General features: G+C 73.2%; 15 protein-coding genes and 1 tRNA gene. 5 read left to right on the plus strand and 11 right to left on the minus strand.

Translation table 11 applies throughout. The annotated features are described in order from the left end of the window. Positions 1 to 4 precede the first annotated feature (4 nt). The 3 genes from ACZ4U4_RS21670 to ACZ4U4_RS21680 all read right to left on the minus strand — a co-directional run bounded on the left by ACZ4U4_RS21670 (position 5) and on the right by ACZ4U4_RS21680 (position 2,830). Positions 5 to 1,411 (minus strand): sensor histidine kinase, encoded by a 1,407-nt coding sequence (locus ACZ4U4_RS21670; protein ID WP_467876743.1) that lies wholly within the window; start codon positions 1,409 to 1,411, stop codon positions 5 to 7. After that, positions 1,408 to 2,073, minus strand: coding sequence for a response regulator transcription factor (locus tag ACZ4U4_RS21675; protein WP_467876745.1), 666 nt, complete (start codon positions 2,071 to 2,073; stop codon positions 1,408 to 1,410). Before ACZ4U4_RS21675 ends, ACZ4U4_RS21670 begins: the two co-directional genes overlap by 4 nt. A gap of 169 nt (positions 2,074 to 2,242) precedes the next feature. Then, positions 2,243 to 2,830, minus strand: a complete 588-nt coding sequence (locus ACZ4U4_RS21680) for a rhodanese-like domain-containing protein (RefSeq protein WP_467876748.1) — start codon at positions 2,828 to 2,830, stop codon at positions 2,243 to 2,245. A gap of 114 nt (positions 2,831 to 2,944) precedes the next feature. Between ACZ4U4_RS21680 and ACZ4U4_RS21685 the strand changes: the two genes are divergently transcribed. Beyond that, positions 2,945 to 3,232, plus strand: a complete 288-nt coding sequence (locus ACZ4U4_RS21685) for a metal-sensitive transcriptional regulator (protein ID WP_467876751.1) — start codon at positions 2,945 to 2,947, stop codon at positions 3,230 to 3,232. A gap of 93 nt (positions 3,233 to 3,325) precedes the next feature. Here ACZ4U4_RS21685 and ACZ4U4_RS21690 read toward each other — a convergent pair whose 3' ends face one another. From ACZ4U4_RS21690 to ACZ4U4_RS21715, 6 genes are all read right to left on the minus strand, one after another. Further along, a complete protein-coding gene (locus ACZ4U4_RS21690; RefSeq protein WP_467876754.1) occupies positions 3,326 to 4,072 on the minus strand; it encodes a sulfite exporter TauE/SafE family protein in 747 nt (248 codons plus the stop codon). A 227-nt stretch (positions 4,073 to 4,299) separates the two neighbouring features. Further along, positions 4,300 to 5,673, minus strand: a complete 1,374-nt coding sequence (locus ACZ4U4_RS21695) for a rhodanese-like domain-containing protein (protein WP_467876757.1) — start codon at positions 5,671 to 5,673, stop codon at positions 4,300 to 4,302. Positions 5,674 to 6,016: 343 nt separating this feature from the next. Beyond that, on the minus strand, positions 6,017 to 6,565 hold the full coding sequence (locus ACZ4U4_RS21700; protein ID WP_467876760.1) for a GNAT family N-acetyltransferase: 549 nt from the start codon (positions 6,563 to 6,565) through the stop codon (positions 6,017 to 6,019). A gap of 122 nt (positions 6,566 to 6,687) precedes the next feature. Beyond that, positions 6,688 to 7,359, minus strand: a complete 672-nt coding sequence (locus ACZ4U4_RS21705) for a hypothetical protein (protein WP_467876763.1) — start codon at positions 7,357 to 7,359, stop codon at positions 6,688 to 6,690. A 288-nt stretch (positions 7,360 to 7,647) separates the two neighbouring features. Beyond that, positions 7,648 to 8,259 carry a tRNA-dependent cyclodipeptide synthase gene (locus ACZ4U4_RS21710; RefSeq protein ID WP_467876766.1) on the minus strand — a complete coding sequence of 204 codons (612 nt, stop codon included), beginning with the start codon at positions 8,257 to 8,259 and terminating at the stop codon, positions 7,648 to 7,650. 481 nt (positions 8,260 to 8,740) lie between these two features. Next, positions 8,741 to 8,814 (minus strand) — tRNA-Thr (locus tag ACZ4U4_RS21715). 172 nt (positions 8,815 to 8,986) lie between these two features. Here ACZ4U4_RS21715 and ACZ4U4_RS21720 point away from each other — a divergent pair. The 4 genes from ACZ4U4_RS21720 to ACZ4U4_RS21735 all read left to right on the plus strand — a co-directional run bounded on the left by ACZ4U4_RS21720 (position 8,987) and on the right by ACZ4U4_RS21735 (position 12,661). Next, positions 8,987 to 10,123 carry an ABC transporter ATP-binding protein gene (locus ACZ4U4_RS21720; protein ID WP_467876769.1) on the plus strand — a complete coding sequence of 379 codons (1,137 nt, stop codon included), beginning with the start codon at positions 8,987 to 8,989 and terminating at the stop codon, positions 10,121 to 10,123. A gap of 244 nt (positions 10,124 to 10,367) precedes the next feature. Beyond that, positions 10,368 to 10,784, plus strand: a complete 417-nt coding sequence (locus ACZ4U4_RS21725; RefSeq protein ID WP_467876772.1) for a hypothetical protein — start codon at positions 10,368 to 10,370, stop codon at positions 10,782 to 10,784. Positions 10,785 to 10,814: 30 nt separating this feature from the next. Beyond that, positions 10,815 to 11,543 carry a nucleotidyltransferase family protein gene (locus ACZ4U4_RS21730; RefSeq protein WP_467876774.1) on the plus strand — a complete coding sequence of 243 codons (729 nt, stop codon included), beginning with the start codon at positions 10,815 to 10,817 and terminating at the stop codon, positions 11,541 to 11,543. 128 nt (positions 11,544 to 11,671) lie between these two features. Beyond that, positions 11,672 to 12,661: an alpha/beta fold hydrolase gene (locus ACZ4U4_RS21735; protein WP_467876777.1), complete on the plus strand. Its 990-nt coding sequence runs from the start codon at positions 11,672 to 11,674 to the stop codon at positions 12,659 to 12,661. A 111-nt stretch (positions 12,662 to 12,772) separates the two neighbouring features. Here the strand turns inward: ACZ4U4_RS21735 and ACZ4U4_RS21740 are convergent, their stop codons facing one another. Together ACZ4U4_RS21740 and rlmB are read right to left on the minus strand one after the other, a co-directional pair. Next, positions 12,773 to 14,368 (minus strand): DoxX family protein, encoded by a 1,596-nt coding sequence (locus ACZ4U4_RS21740; protein WP_467876780.1) that lies wholly within the window; start codon positions 14,366 to 14,368, stop codon positions 12,773 to 12,775. A gap of 200 nt (positions 14,369 to 14,568) precedes the next feature. After that, positions 14,569 to 15,525 (minus strand): 23S rRNA (guanosine(2251)-2'-O)-methyltransferase RlmB, encoded by a 957-nt coding sequence (rlmB, locus tag ACZ4U4_RS21745; protein ID WP_467876783.1) that lies wholly within the window; start codon positions 15,523 to 15,525, stop codon positions 14,569 to 14,571. Positions 15,526 to 15,592 lie beyond the last annotated feature (67 nt).

Genomic DNA, 15,592 nt, shown 5'->3' on the forward strand with positions numbered 1-15,592 from the left:
CCGCTCAGCCGCCGGGCAGGGTGACCACGAACCGCGCCCCGGACGGGTCCCCGGCCTCATGGGCCACCTCGCCGTCCGCGGCGCGGGCCAGCCGCCGGGCGAGCGGCAGTCCCAGACCCGCGCCGCCGTGTCCGTCCGCCGGATCGGCCCGGCTGCCCGGCCGGAACAGTTCGGCGGCGAAAGCGGGCGGGACCCCGGGGCCGTCGTCGGTGACCTCCACCGTGGTGGTGCCGTCCGCCGCCCGCCCGACCCGGATGCCGACCGCGGTACGCGCGTACCGCAAGGCGTTGTCGGCGAGCGGGCCGACGATGCGTTCCAGCAGCGGCGTGGGCACCCCGGCGACCGCCGTGTCCGGGCCGGTGACCGTGACGGCGGGCCCGTCCGGGCGGGTGAGCCGGTCCGCGAGCCGCCGCAGCGTGGCCACCGCGTCGGTGGTCCCCGGGGCGGTCCGGGCGTCGGCGCGGGCGTCGTCGAGGAGGGTGTCGCAGATGGAGCGCATGGAGTCGGCGGCGTCGGCGAGGTGCGCATGGGTCGCCGCGGTCTCGGTGGCGGAGCGCGGGCGCGCCCGCCACCAGTCGAGTTCGGCGGTGATCCGCGCCAGGGGCGTGCGCAGCTCGTGCGAGAGCTCCCGGGTGAGCTGCTGTTCGTGGCGGAGCACCGCGCGGATACGGTCCAGCAGCTCGTCCAGGGAGGCGCCGAGCCGCGTCAGTTCGGCGGGGCGTCCGCTGCCGGCCAGGCGGTGCGGGGAGGCGACCGCGCTCCACCGGGTGGCCTGGTCGGTCATCTCCGTCACCGGGCGCAGCGCCCGCCCCACGGCCAGCCAGGTCAGCACGTACGCGCCCGCCAGCACCGCGCCGTCCAGGGCGAGGGAGGCCCACAGCAGGGTGGCGGCCGAGGCGCGGTAGGGGCCGAGGTCCAGGGCGGCCACCACCACGGCGGCGGGTCGGCCGTGGGCGTCGGGGGCGCCCACCGGGGCCGCGCACAGGCGTATCGGCGCCCCGGCGTCGTGGACCGCGCAGCGCTTGTCGCCGTGGGCGGCGAGGCGGGCCGCGGTCCGGCCGAGCGGGGTGCCGGCCGGGGCGGAGGCGGGGTGTTCGAGGAGGCGCGGGCCCGCGTAGATCCACACGTTGGCGTCGAGGGGGGCGTCGTCGGTCGTCTCCAGGACGCGTACCGGGGTGCGGCGGGTGTCGACGGTGGCGGCGACCGCGGTGACCCGGGTGTGCAGTTCGTCGTCGGCCTGCCGTTGGAGGTGGTGGCGGACGACCAGGTTGCAGACGACGGTGAACAGCACCATCACCGAGACGGCGCAGGCCGTCGCCGCCAGGGAGAGCCGTCCGCGCAGGGTGCGGGGGCCGCGGCGGGCCGGCGTCACGGCGATCCGGGAACGGCGGGGCCGGTCGGGGCCGGTCATGACAGGCGGTGCCCGATGCCGCGGGCGGTGCCGATGGTCAGGGCGCTGCCGGCGTCCCGGAGCTTGCGCCGGAGCCGGCTCAGGTACTGGTCGAGGGTGTTGTCGCTGACCTGCGCACCGGCCGGCCACCCGGCGCGGACCAGCTCCCGGCGGCGCACCACCGCGCCGGGCTCGGCCAGCAGCGCGGCCAGCAGCCGGAACTCGGTGGGCGTCAGCGCCGCCTCGACGCCCCCCACGGACAGGCAGTGCCGCACCGGGTCGAGGGTGAGGTCCCCGGTGGCGAGGCCGGTCGCGGTGCCGGACCGGCGCAGGGCGGCGCGCAGCCGTGCGGTGAGTTCCGCGAGGTGGAACGGTTTGGGCAGATAGTCGTCACCGCCCGAGGAGAACCCGCTCAGCCGGTCCGCGAGCCCGCCGTGGGCGGTGAGGAAGACGACCGGCCGGAGGAATCCACGCGCCCGCATCGCCTGGCACACATCGCGGCCGTCCGCGTCCGGCAGTCCGATGTCCAGCACCACCGCGTCGACGCCGTCGCCGACGAGCCGCAGCGCACCGGCCCCGTCCGGGGCGACGGCCGTCCCGAACCCCTCCTCCCGCAGCCCGCGCACCAGGACGTCGCGCAGGGCGGGATCGTCCTCGACGACCAGAATCGTGGCGGGATGCAACGGCGGTCACCTCACGGACCCGGGCCCGGCCGGTCCGCGCGCCGCGCAGCCGCCGGGGCGGCGGCACCGGACGGCACGGCCTCGGGTGATCAGGGGCGGGCGGGACGCCCGCGACAATGTCTACAGCACTGTAGACGATGCGTCGCGCCGCCGGCCCGCCCCGCTCACCTCAGCGCTCCCGCAGCGCCGCCAGCGTCGCGTCCAGGTCCGCACCCCGGGGGCGGTTGTGCGGCAGCTTGGCGAGGATCGCCGCCATTCCGCAGGTGTCGGTGAGGGCGGAGAAGACCAGACCGCCCGCCACTCCGGCGGAGAGGATCTGGAAGGCGGGGTGCACGAACAGGCCGAGGACCAGCCCCAGCAGGACGAGCGTGCCCGCGGCGCAGCGCACCTGCCGCTCCATGCTCCAGCCCGCCCGGATCTCGCATGCGGCGGGCCGCTCCACCTCGTATCCGGCGGCGGCCCATCCGGCGGTGCCGCCGTCGAGGGTGGCCGCCGGGACGCCCCGTTCGGCGAGGAGTGCGCAGGCGCGCGCCGAGCGGGCGCCGGAGGCGCACACGATCAGCAGGTCGCGGCGGCCGGCCGCGTCCCGTATCCCGGACAGCGCGCGGTCGAGGTGGTCGAGCGGAATGTTGAGGGCTCCGGGCAGATGGCCGCCGGCGTACTCGCCGGGCGTCCGGACGTCGATGACGGTCAGCCCGGCCAGCCGGTCGTGGGCCCGGGCGGCATCGAGGGTGGTGGGGGTGGTGGAGCTGGTCATGGCGGGGTCCTCCAAGGGTCGCCACCCTCCCGAACCGGGACGTACAGTACCCCTAGGGGTATTGCAGAACAGCGGTCGGGAACGGCGGCGTGGTGAGGGAACGGAAGCGTGGTCGTGGAACTGGAGCTTGAGGGCGCCTCGTTGAAGGCGGTGCTGAACCGGCTGCGGCGGGCCCAGGGTCAGATCTCCGGGGTGATCCGGATGATCGAGGAGGGCCGGGACTGCGAGGACGTCGTCACCCAGCTGGCCGCCGCCTCCCGGGCCCTGGACCGGGCCGGATTCGCGATCATCGCGACCGGCCTGCAGCAGTGCGTGGCGGACATCGAGTCCGGCGCGAAGACCGGCGAGGACACCGCGCAGATGCGGGCCCGCCTGGAGAAGCTCTTCCTGTCGCTGGCGTAGGGCGGCCCACCGGCCGTCCGGCGGGCACCCTTCCCGTACCCGCCGGGCCGGCGACGCTCCCCCCGCGACGGCGGTGGTGGTGCCGTTGGCGGCTCATACGACCGCATCCACCAGCATGAACGCCGCCACCGCGAGCAGGACGACGGCGAAGACGCGCTGCAGGACCGGGCCGGACACCTTCGCCGCCAGCCGCTTGCCGTCCCAGGCGCCGAGGATCGCCGCCCCGGCGAACGGCCCGATGACGGCCCAGTTCAGACCGGTCGTCGTCCCGGCGCGCAGCCCCAGGGCCGCCACGGAGTTGACGGTGATGACCAGCAGGCTGGTGCCCACCGCCGCCCGCATCCGCATCCCGAGCACGCCGACCAGCGCCGGCACGGCGAGGAATCCGCCGCCGACACCGAGCACCCCGGTGACCGCCCCGAGCCCGGCGCCGGCGGCCACCGCCCGGCCGGTCCGTATCTCTCCGGAACCCTCCCTGACAGTTCGCCGCCGGAGCATCCGGAAGGCCGCGGTGGCCGCGAGCGCCGCGAAGGCGACGGTCAGCAGCGCGGTCGGCAGCCGCCCCGCGAGCGCGCCGCCCAGCATCGCCGGCCCGATCCCCGCCGCCGCGAAGAGCAGCCCCGTACGCCACTGCACCTGCCCGTCCCGGGCGTGCGCGAGGAGCGCGGTGGCCGAGGTGGCGGCCACGATGATCAGGCTCGCGGTGGTCGCCGCGACCGGCGTGAAGCCGAGCAGATAGATCAGCGCGGGCACCGCCAGCACACTGCCGCCGCCCCCGAGCGCCCCCAGCGCGACACCGATGACCGCGCCCGCGACCAGCGCGAAGATGACCGCACTCATACGGACCACCCGCCGGTGACGCGCGGGTGGTCGGCGGGGACGCGGACCGCCCGCCCCGGGTGCGGCGCGAAACCGGCGCACCCGGGGGCGATACCCCTACGGGTACCCGTACGGGCACGGCTACGGGCGGCGGTCCACCGGGCGTCCCCGCGCGCCGGTATGACGGGATCGCGTCCACAGGATCGGGAACTCATGCTGAGGGTGCTCACTCTCGGGTCGCGGTCGGATCAGGCGGGGCGGACGGTGAGTCCGGCCCGTTCGGCCGCGTCGAAGGAGTCATCGACGGCCACGACGTCGCGGCCCGCCGCGTCGAGCAGCGAGGCGGCGATGGCCGCCCGCATCCCGCCCGCACAGTGCACCCAGACCTGACCTGCGGGAACGTCCTGGAGACGCCGGTTCAGCGCATGCAGCGGCACATGGACCGAGCCCTCGATGAAACCTTTCGCCCGCTCGCCGTCCCGGCGGACGTCGAGGACGACGACACCGTCCCCGGCGCCCGCGGCCCGCTCCCCGAGGTCGGCGAAGGTGGCCCGGGGGAAGGACGCGAGGGCCTCGCCGTCCCGCACCCAGCCCGCCGGGTCCCCGGTGGCCGCCGCGGCGGGACGCTCGATCCCGACCCGCACCAACTCCCGCTGTGCGTCGGCGAGTTGCTCGGCCGACTCGGCGAGCAGCGTCACCGGCTTCCCCCACGGGATCAGCCAGGCCAGGTACGTGGCGAGCTGCCCGGCACCCTCGAAGTTGAACGAACCGGCCACATGCCCCTCGGCGAAGGCGACCCGGTGCCGCAGATCGACCACCCACTCCCCGGCGGCCAGCCGGTCGGCGATCTCCGCGGCGTCGGCGACGGCGGGCGGGGTGAGGTCGACGGGCGCGGGCCCGGCGGCGTTGACCGGCCCCATGTGCGCGTAATAGGCAGGGATGTCATCCAGTTCCGCCAGCAACCCGGCGACGAACGCCCCCACCTCACGGGTCAGCGCCGCGTTGGACACCTTCTCCACACCGATCGTGGTGGACTCCCCGGTCGTCCCGCCCGCCGCACAGAAACTGCCGAACCCGTGCGTGGGCAGCACCGCCGTCTCGTCCGGCAGCTCGGCGACCAGCCGGTGCGCGGAGGCGTGCTGCGCCCGCGCCAGCTCCTCGGTCAGCCGCGGCTCGACCAGATCGGGCCGCCCGACGGTCCCGATCAGCAGCGACCCGCCGGTGAACACGGCGACATCCACGCCGTTCTCCTCCAGCACGTACGAGGTGTGGTGCGGCGTGTGCCCCGGCGTCGCCAGCGCCCGCAGCGCGAGCCCCGCCTCCGCGTCGATCTCCGCCCGGTCCCCGTCCCGCACCGCCGTCCGCGCGAACTCCACCGAGGCTCCGGCCGGCACGAGATAGGCGGCACCGGTGATCCGCGCCAGTTCGAGCCCACCGGTGACGTAGTCGTTGTGCAGGTGCGTCTCGACCACATGGGATATCCGCACCCCCCGCCGAGCCGCCGCCGCGACCACCTGCTCCACATCCCGCGGCGGATCCACCGCCACCGCGGTCCGCCCGCCTCCGGCCAGGTAGCTGCGGTTGCCCAGACCGGCAATCTCAAGGGTGTCGACGAAGAACACGGGGCACTTCCTTCCATTACACGATTACCGTTTACCCCCCGGGGTATATCGACCGTAACACGGGTACCCCTGGGGGTATTCCTGAGCTCGGGGTGGTGCCCTGGGACACAGGGCGGAGGGGCGAGGCGCGACCACGAAGGATCAAGCGCAGCCGAAGGGTTCAGGCGACGCGCGCAGCGTTCAGGCGTACGCGCAAAGGCCGACCCCGGGCCCGGCGATCAGCGCACACGCAGACGTCGGGCACCGGGCACCGGCACCGGCACCGGGCACGGGCACCGGCACCGGCACCGGCACCGGGCATCACACCTCAGACATAGGCATCAGACATCAGGCATCACACGCGTCACGCCCGCTCGCGCTCCAGCCCCCACGTCTGCAGCACGTAAGCCCGCCCCTTCTCCTCCCCCGTGATCAGCGGCACGTCGAGCAGTCGGAAACCGGCCTTGGTGGCCACGGCCACGCTCGCCGCGTTCTCCGCCTCCAGTTCCAGGATCACCTGCTCCGCGCCCAGCACCTCGAAGGCGTACGTGGCCATCACCCGCACCGCCCGGGCCGCCAGCCCCTGCCCGCGGTGGGCCGGCCCGATCGCGTACCCCAGTTCCGTTCCCTCGGGGGCGCGCCGCAGCATCACCTCGCCGAGCGGCGCACCGCCGTCGACGGTGACGGCCAGCATGATGACCTTGCCCTCGGCCCGCAGCTGCCGGGCCCGGACCAGCCGCTCGCCGGCGGCCGCTGCGTCGAAGGGCGAGACGACCGGCGTCCAGTACGCGATATCGGGGTGATCGAACAACTCCGGCATCGCCCCCCGGTCCTCCTCCGTCCAGTCACGAAGAACGAGCCCCTCCCCCGAAAGCGCCATCCGCTCGGGAAAGGGCGACACCTTGCTGCTCATGACGGAAACCTCCTGGGCCGGGTGAGAACGAGGCAGGGTAACCGGCGGCCTGTCACCCCACCGAAATCCCGAACAGAGCGCTACACGGCGCACACACCACGCAGCCGGGATCGGCCGCGCAGCTACGAGGCGGCCTTGCCTCTGACGGCATCGGCCCTGCTGTACCGCGGCAAGTTTTCCGGCAGATTCATCACGCGATATCCACGGCCGTCATTGTCCAACCGCGTGCTCCCCGGCTCTCCGTCGGAGACCCAGGAAAAGGTGATCGCGAATCGCACGTCTTGGGCGACATTCCTGATGTTGAAGGTGAACTGCTCCGGATCTCCGGACGCCACCTTGAAAGGAAAGTCGCGTCCCTGGACGACCTTCCCTTGCCCCGTACGCTCCACGCTCGGCTTCAAGGAGACCGGGTCAGCCGTCAGATCGATGTCGAAGGGCCGCTCGTCCATCCCGCCGCCGCACTCGTTGTCGACAACCGACCCGTGTTCCGGGAGCGGGCGGGTGGAGAGCACGGAGACCTTGGCGCCCGTGACGACTATCGCCTGGGCTGTACTCGTCTGAAGAGTGACGGGAAGAGAAGGCCATACCTCGGCGGTCGGAATATGAACGCCGCCACGGTCGATCGCATTCGCCTGCTTGTGCAGCTCCGCCAACGAAGCGTCCAGATACCTCGGATTACACCCGTAAAGACCGGAGGAATAAGCCGTGAGCCCCGGAGGATCCGACAGCTGCCCTTGCAGCCATTCCCACCCTCCCTGAAATACCAGGGCAACCACACCGGTCAAGACCGTCACCAGAGCGCCGATCCACAATTTCCTGTCGCGCAGCGAAGCCCCTTCACGCTCCTCCGCGCCCGGTGCCGCAACCGGCGCTCTCCCCGATCTCGCGAGACGAGCCCGACGCGCAGCAGTACCGTTCCGCCCACGCCTGATCCGCGGCGTTGCCATGATTCCCCCTCGCCCACAAGGACGTTGGCCGCACGCGCCGACACTCAGCACCGCGAGCGGCCACCAACCGCACAAGCTTAATGTCCCTACGGACACGCCGACTTGGCAGAAACCCCTGCCCCGGACAAGGCCGCCTCAGGCAGGAGCCGCCACCCGCGGAGGGAGACGGACGGCGGCATGCGCCTGTTCCGGATGCCAGTAGCCGGTGAGGCGGCGCAGCCCGTAGAGGATGGGCATGAACGTGTGGTAGCAGCAGACCGAAGACGGTGTGTCGAGCGCCTCGGGCGTGGCGGCGAGCAGGGGAAGCTCGGCCATGAGGTAGTCGAGCGCGGCCCGGTGCCGGGCCTCACCCCCGTCGGCGGACGCGGCGTCGGAGTCGAGCCACCGGGCTACGTGGTCGTCGCAGATCTGCGCCAGGTCCTGGTCGTGGCTGCGCGCGGACGCCAACCGTGCGTCGACATTCCGATAGCCGGGCAGCGTGGCGCAATCGGACAGCGAGCGGACCTGGATGGCCGCGGTGGACGGCAGCTGTTCCACCGCCCGTCTGATGCGCCGTCGGGTATCGCGCGTCGCTTTGCCCGCCCGCGAGGCGGCACGCTCGGGCGGGTACCCGTCGGCCGCGTACACGTCGGCCAGGTGCAGGTCGGTGAGGACCACATCGACGAGGTCGAACCGGCCCGTGGCCCACTTCAGAAACCCCTTCAGGTCCCGGTCTCCCTGCATCGCGCCGCAGATGAAGTCGTCCACCTCCGCCCGCGGGTTCTCCAGGCCCCTGGCTGGTGACGCCCACCTGTAGTGGTTCGGGCACTGTCGACTCTCTTCCCGCGACGCCCTGCCCGGTGTTCAGCAGCGGATCGAGGTGCTGATCGTCCCGCCGCTCACCTGGTGCTCCGGCACCGTGCCGCGGGGGCGGGCGTCCCTCTCGTCCATGCCTGTACGGTCCGCTCCGGGAACGCCCGAGCGGGTCGACGTCCGACGGGGCTGTCCGGCGCGCCGCTCATCGGCGCGGGAAACAGGCACCGCTTCCAGTGCAACAGCGGTCGGGCCCGCCCGGCTCCACGCCCTCCGCCCTGGCGCGGCACCACTGGCCCTCGCCGCCGGAGAATCCGCAGCGGTGCCCGGACCTCAGCGGCCCGTCCGCTCACGCAAAAGGCCCCGGACGAGAAGTCCGAGGCCGATCACAGGGCCTCTGCGCTACAAAACCGCAGGTCATAAGGCCCAAGCTCAGAGCCCCCTGTCGGATTCGAACCGACGACCTTCGCTTTACAAGAGCGGTGCTCTGGCCAGCTGAGCTAAGGAGGCGTGCGGGAGCAGTGTACCCAGGTGGGGTGGATGCCGGTCGCCATTTCGTGACCTTGGGGGTACTGACACCGGGCATCGCCGCAGGTAGCGTCGCGCCCGGCCCGCGGTTGTGGGCCGCGCCACTCCTTTACTCGGATCGTCCGGCACGTTCCTGCCGGTGAAGGGACACATCATGGCTACGGTCACGTACGACCAGGCAACCCGGATCTACCCGGGTTCCGACAAGCCCGCCGTCGACAAGCTCGACATCGCCATCGAGGACGGCGAGTTCCTCGTCCTGGTCGGCCCGTCCGGCTGCGGGAAGTCCACCTCGTTGCGGATGCTGGCGGGGCTTGAGGACGTCGACGGCGGTGCGATCCGCATCGGCGACCGCGAAGTCACGCATCTGCCGCCCAAGGACCGGGACATCGCCATGGTGTTCCAGAACTACGCGCTCTACCCGCACATGACCGTCGCCGACAACATGGGCTTCGCGCTCAAGATCGCCGGGGTGCCGAAGGGGGAGATCCGGCAGAAGGTCGAGGACGCGGCGAAGATCCTCGACCTCACGGAGTACCTGGGGCGTAAGCCGAAGGCGCTCTCCGGCGGTCAGCGGCAGCGCGTCGCGATGGGCCGGGCGATCGTCCGGGAGCCGCAGGTCTTCCTGATGGACGAGCCGCTCTCCAACCTCGACGCCAAGCTCCGCGTCCAGACCCGTACGCAGATCGCCGGGCTCCAGCGGCGCCTGGGCATCACCACGGTGTACGTCACCCACGACCAGGTCGAGGCGATGACGATGGGCGACCGGGTCGCGGTCCTCAAGGACGGGCTGCTCCAGCAGATCGACTCGCCGCGGAACATGTACGACCGGCCGGCGAACCTCTTCGTCGCCGGGTTCATCGGCTCGCCGGCGATGAACCTCATCGAGGTGCCGATCGCCGACGGCGGCGTGAAGTTCGGCAACAGCGTGGTGCCGGTCGGCCGGGAGGCGCTGGCCACGGCGGCGGACAAGGGCGACACGACGGTGACCGTCGGCGTCCGGCCCGAGCACTTCGAGATCGTCGAGCAGAACGGCGCCGCCGCGTCGGCGCTGACGAAGGCGGCGTCGGACTCCCCCGCCGGTCTGGCCGTCACGGTCAACGTCGTCGAGGAGCTGGGCGCCGACGCGTACGTCTACGGGACCGTCGAGGTCGGCGGTGCGCCCAAGGACCTGGTCGTCCGGGTCAACGGCCGTCAGGTGCCGGAGAAGGGCACCACCCTGCACGTCGTCCCGCGGCCGGGTGAGACGCATGTCTTCTCGACGTCGTCGGGCGAGCGCCTGGCGGACTGACCCAACTCCGCCGTATAGCAGGGGATTGGCCGGTCGTGGCGTTCGGTCGCCGCGGTCGGCCGCCCCTGTTCCGGGCCCTTCGGGTGCCACGGGAACGAGCCCGGGCGGCAGAGGCCGTGAGGGGCGCGGGGGACCACCCCCGCGCCCCCTTCGTCAACATCGCGCCCCCACCAACGGCCCTTCTCGTCCCTCGATGAGGTGACGCAATGTCGCCATATCATCACCGCTCGCTACCATCGCGACCGTGAACTCCGCAGCCCGCCGTATCGGCAGAACTCTCGCCCTTGTCCTCCCCGTCGTCCTCGTGCTCTCCGGGACGCTCGCGGTCACCAGCGTGCCGTGGGCCTCGAAGTCGACGGACACGCAGATGCTGACCGCGTCCAGCGGGAAGACCCTCGCCAAGTCCGGGCCCCGCGCCCCGCAGGACGTCCTCCGCGACCGTCTGCTGCTCGAACTCCAGGAGAAGGACCCGGGGGTGGCGCTGACCCACCTCCAGCGGGCCACCACGGAGCGGCCGTCGCTCGCCAAGCACTGCACCTCCATCGCGCGGGCGCTGGGCCGGGCCGCCGTCGCCAAGTACGGCGCCGGGCACCGCGCGCAGGCGTTCTCCCGCCCGGTCTGCGACACCTCCTTCGCCTCCGGCGTCGCCACCGCCCCGTGACCTACCCTCGCACCGCATAGGGTGCGAACCATGACAGTCGCCCCGTATCCCTATCCGACACAGGCCGTTGTCCTGGCCGGTGGCCAGGGCTCGCGCCTGCGGCCGTACACCGATGACCGGCCCAAGCCGATGGTCGAGATTCCCGGTACGGGAACCCCGATCATCGGCCATCAGCTCACCTGGCTCGCCGCCGAGGGCGTCACCGACGCGGTGGTCTCCTGCGGCCACCTCGCCCACGTCCTGGAGGAGTGGCTGGCCGGTGCCGAACTCCCGCTGAACGTCACGACCGTCGTCGAGACCGAACCCCTCGGCCGCGGCGGCGGCCTCAAGCACGCGGCGGCGTCGCTGCCCCGCCCGGACGAGCCCTGGTACGCCACCAACGGCGACATCTGGACCCGTTTCCCGCTCACCGAGATGGCCGCCTTCCACCTCGAACGCGGCGCCGAGGCCACCTTGGCGCTGGCCCGGCCGCGGATCCCCTGGGGCGTGGTGGAGACCGACGAGTTCGGCCATGTCCTCGACTTCATCGAAGCGCCGCCGTCGCCGTATCTCATCAACGCCGGGGTGTACGTCTTCTCCGCCGCCTTCACCGCACTGCTGCCGGACCGCGGCGACCACGAACGCACCACCTTCCCCCGGCTCGCCCGCGAACGGCGGCTGGCCGGCTACCCCCTGCCGCACGGCGCGTACTGGCGCGCCATCGACACCACCAAGGACCTCACCGAGGCCGCCAAGGAGCTGGGCATCACGGGCGATTGAGCCCGGCGGGTGAACGTGGCGGTTGAGCGGCCGCGGTTGAACGCGGCGATTTGCCGAAACGGCAAATCCGCATACGGGCCGCCGGGCCGGTGCCGCACCCTGGCGCGACCGACACCCCGGGAGGACCGATGCCGCAGACCGCACCGTCACCGCAGTGGACCCACCGCCTGGTGGACACCCCGGACGGCCGTCTCCACCTCGTCGAGCAGGGCAGCGGGCCGCTCGTCCTGCTGCTGCACGGCTTCCCGGAGTCCTGGTACTCCTGGCGCCGCCAACTCCCCGCGCTCGCCGCGGCGGGCTACCACGCCGTCGCCCTCGATCTGCGCGGCTACGGCCGCTCCATGCGCCCCGCGGCCGTCGAGGCGTACGACATGGCGGCGCACGTCGCCGACAACGCCGCCGTGATCCGCGCCCTCGGCGCCCGCGACGCGGTCCTCGTCGGCCACGACTGGGGCTCCCCGATCGCCGCGCACACCGCGCTGCTGCGGCCCGACGTCTGCTCCGCCGTGGCCCTGCTGAGCGTCCCCTACGCACCCCGCGGGCCGGTCCGGCCGTCCGACGCCTTCGCGGCGCTCGGCGGCGACGAGGAGTTCTACGTCCGCCACTTCCAGGAACCGGGCCGCGCCGAGGCGGAGATCGAACCGGACATCCGCTCCTGGCTCGCCGGTTTCTACGCCTCGCTCTCCGGCGACACCGGGCCGGCGGACGGCTCCACCGGCCACTTCTTCGTCCCGCCCGGCGGCCGCCTGAGCGACCGCTTCGTCCGCGACCGCACCCCCGCCTGGCTCGGGGAGGCCGAACTCGACTTCTACGCCGGAGAGTTCGCCCGTACGGGGCTGGCCGGTGCGCTGAACCGCTACCGCAACGCCGACCGCGACTGGGCCGCCACCGCCGACCTGGAAGGCGCACCGATCCCCCAGCCGTCGCTCTTCATCGGCGGCACCCGGGACGCCTCCACCACCTGGCTCGCCGACGCCATCGCCGCCTTCCCCACCACCCTGCCGGGCCTGGCCGCCGCCCACCTCCTCGACGGCTGCGGCCACTGGATCCAGCAGGAACGGCCGGACGAGGTCAACCGCCTGCTCATCGAGTGGCTGCGGGGGCTGGACCTCGCCTGACGGGTCCCTTCCCGTCCCCCGGCACGGAACGGCCCCCGCGGACGGAAACGTTCCGTACGCGGGGGCCGTTCACACACCGTCCGGCCGGTCACCGACCGGTCCCCTACGGGATCACCCCAGGAGACCGCCCAGGGCCCCGGTGTGCTCCTTCGGCTTGTCGGTCGAGTCGTCGCCCTCGGAGCCGGTGGCCCCGCCGCCCGTGCCGCCGGACGGCTGCGCCGTGGTCGGCGCCGGGGCCCGGGTCGAGGCGGAGTGCTGCGGGGCGCCGGTCGTGGCGCCCGCGCCGGGCTGGTGGCCGGTGCCGCTGGTCGCCCCGGCCGTCGGGGAGCTGCTGCCCGCGGACGAGGGCGGTGTGCCCGTCGGACCTGCGGTGTGCCCGGCGCCCGGCAGTGGCGTACCGGGGCGGTGCGGGGCCGCGGTCCGGGTCTGCTGCGGGCGGGTCGCCTGCCGGTGCGGGCTGGGCAGCGGCCGGCCGGGCAGGTTGTTGATCGCCGGTTCGCCGGGCCGCGGCACGGACGTGACCGTCGCCGACCGCACGGCGCCGCCGAGCACCGAGCCGATCAGCAGCGTCAGCCCGGCGATCACCGCGGTCATCGCCGCGCCACGGCGCAGCACCCGGCGCCGCAGATCGATGACGTCGACGCGGGGACCGAGCCGCCGCCACGCCTCGCCGGCCAGCCGGGCGTCGAGGGAGTACACCGGGGCACCGGCGATGACCAGCGGGCTCCAGGCGGCGAGGTAGATGATGTCCGGCGCGTCGTACGCCGGGACGCTGTGCCAGGTGACGGTCATCAGCAGCACCGCGGAGAGCAGTGCGCCGACCGACGCGGCCAGCCGCTGCCACAGGCCGCAGATGGTCAGCACACCGACCACGACCTGGAGGAACGCGACGGTGAGCCCGGCGCCCACCGGGTGCGCCAGCGCGAAGTCGCGCAGCGGGGCGGCGAGCGCCCACGGCTCCAGCGACGACAGCCACTTCACCATCGAGCCGCGTTCGCCGCCGTCGAAGTAGACGGGGTCGCAGAGCTTGCCCATGCCGGCGTAGATCGAGATCAGGCCGAGGAAGATGCGCAGCGGGAGCAGGACGACGCCGAGGTTCATCCGGCGGCCCGGGTAGTAGGCGTGGCGGACGCTGTCGCCGCCGCGGCGCCGCTCGGCGTCGTAGCTCTCCCGTGCCTCGAAGCGGTCCGCGTCGCCGTCACCCGCATACGCGTCGTCGTACGCGGCGTCCCGCTCGCCCGCGAACGCCTCCCGGTCGGCGCCGTACGGGTCGTACGGGCCGCCGCCGGGGCGCACCGGGCGCAGCAGCGTGGTGTCGGCGTCGGCGGGGGTGCGCTGGCCGATGACGGTGGGGCCGGTGTCGGCGGTCACCCGCGGCAGGATCTGCGTCTCCGCGGCGTCGTCGACCCTGTCGGTGTCCAGGCCGATGCCGGAGGTGCGGACGGCGCGCAGGAGCTGGGTGGTGGCGCCGGCCGAGCCGCCCGGATCGGTGCGGCCGCTCCACACCACGGGCGCCCGGCGTCCACCGCCCCGCGCGCCGAGGACGGGGGCCCGGGCCCCGGCCCGGACCCGGGCCACGACGGGCTCGGCGAGCTGTACGCGGAAGCTGGCGTGGTTGACGATGACCTGCGCGGGATCGCACGGCACCTTGACCGAGCTCAGCGGCGGCTCGTCATCGAAGCCCGGCGAGCGTCCCCCCGTAGGCATGCGGGGTGTTCTGGTGTCCACGCTCATCTAACCGAGTGACGAGCGGTTAAGACACTGCCTTGACCTGGTCGATCTGTCCGAGACCCGTCAAAAAATCACAGGATCACCGGATGCCGCACGGAGCGTCACGCTTTGACCTGTGACTCCGTGCGGCGGAGCCGCCGGACGCGGGCCGTGGCCCGGCGCCCGGCGGAATGCGCTCAGCCGCGGCGGCGGGCCGCCTCCCACAGGACGACACCGGCGGCGACACCGGCGTTCAGCGACTCGGCGCCGCCCGGCATCGGGATCCGCACCCGCACGTCACAGGTCTCGCCGACCAGCCGCGACAGGCCCTTGCCCTCGCTGCCGACGACGATCACGACCGGACCGTCCAGCGCCTCGACGTCCTGGAGCTCCATCTCACCGTCGGCGGCCAGCCCGACGACCATCAGACCGGCCTTCTGGTACTGCTCCAGCGTCCGGGTCAGGTTGGTGGCGCGGGCGACCGGCGTACGGGCCGCGGTGCCCGCCGAGGTTTTCCACGCACCGGCGGTCATCCCGGCCGCGCGGCGCTCCGGCACGACCACACCGTGGCCGCCGAACGCGCAGACGGAGCGGACGACCGCGCCGAGGTTGCGCGGGTCGGTGACGCCGTCCAGCGCCACGATCAGCGGCTCCTCGCCGTCGTCGAACGCGGCGGCCGCCAGGTCCTCGGGGTGCGCGTAGTCGTACGGCGGCACCTGGAGGACCAGACCCTGGTGGTTGAGGCCGTTGGTCATCCGGTCCAGCTCGGGGCGGGGCGCCTCCATCAGGTTGATGTCGCCGCGCTGGGTGGCGAGCTGGAGCGCCTCGCGGACCCGCTCGTCGGAGTCGATGAACTGCTGGACGTAGAGGGTCGTCGCGGGCACGCCGTCGCGCAGCGCCTCGAAGACCGGGTTACGGCCGACGACCAGCTCGGCCGTGCCCTTCGCGCCGCCGCGCCGCGGGGCGGGACGGCGCGCCGCCACCTGCCTCGCCTTGGCGTTGGCGATCCGGTTCTTGACATGTCCCTTGCGGGCGGAGGCGGGCGGGGTCGGGCCCTTGCCTTCGAGGCCCTTGCGCCGCTGGCCGCCGCTGCCCATCTGCGCGCCCTTCTTGTTGGACGTGCGGCGGTTCCTGCGCTGGCTGTTGCCGGCCATGGGTCACCCGTTTCTTCACTGCGCTCGACGTCTCGCGACGTGGAGTGGATACGTACGTATGGATTGA

The sequence above is a fragment of the Streptomyces sp. NPDC029159 genome (assembly GCF_055564055.1).

What these genes read in the sequence shown, in the direction of transcription:
- ACZ4U4_RS21670 (WP_467876743.1), bottom strand. Translation starts at nt 1,411, where the DNA reads ATGACCGGCCCCGACCGGCCCCGCCGTTCCCGGATCGCCGTGACGCCG.
- ACZ4U4_RS21680 (WP_467876748.1), bottom strand. Translation starts at nt 2,830, where the DNA reads ATGACCAGCTCCACCACCCCCACCACCCTCGATGCCGCCCGGGCCCAC.
- ACZ4U4_RS21690 (WP_467876754.1), bottom strand. Translation starts at nt 4,072, where the DNA reads ATGAGTGCGGTCATCTTCGCGCTGGTCGCGGGCGCGGTCATCGGTGTC.
- ACZ4U4_RS21700 (WP_467876760.1), bottom strand. Translation starts at nt 6,565, where the DNA reads ATGAGCAGCAAGGTGTCGCCCTTTCCCGAGCGGATGGCGCTTTCGGGG.
- ACZ4U4_RS21720 (WP_467876769.1), top strand. Translation starts at nt 8,987, where the DNA reads ATGGCTACGGTCACGTACGACCAGGCAACCCGGATCTACCCGGGTTCC.
- ACZ4U4_RS21730 (WP_467876774.1), top strand. Translation starts at nt 10,815, where the DNA reads ATGACAGTCGCCCCGTATCCCTATCCGACACAGGCCGTTGTCCTGGCC.
- ACZ4U4_RS21735 (WP_467876777.1), top strand. Translation starts at nt 11,672, where the DNA reads ATGCCGCAGACCGCACCGTCACCGCAGTGGACCCACCGCCTGGTGGAC.
- ACZ4U4_RS21740 (WP_467876780.1), bottom strand. Translation starts at nt 14,368, where the DNA reads ATGCCTACGGGGGGACGCTCGCCGGGCTTCGATGACGAGCCGCCGCTG.
- rlmB (WP_467876783.1), bottom strand. Translation starts at nt 15,525, where the DNA reads ATGGCCGGCAACAGCCAGCGCAGGAACCGCCGCACGTCCAACAAGAAG.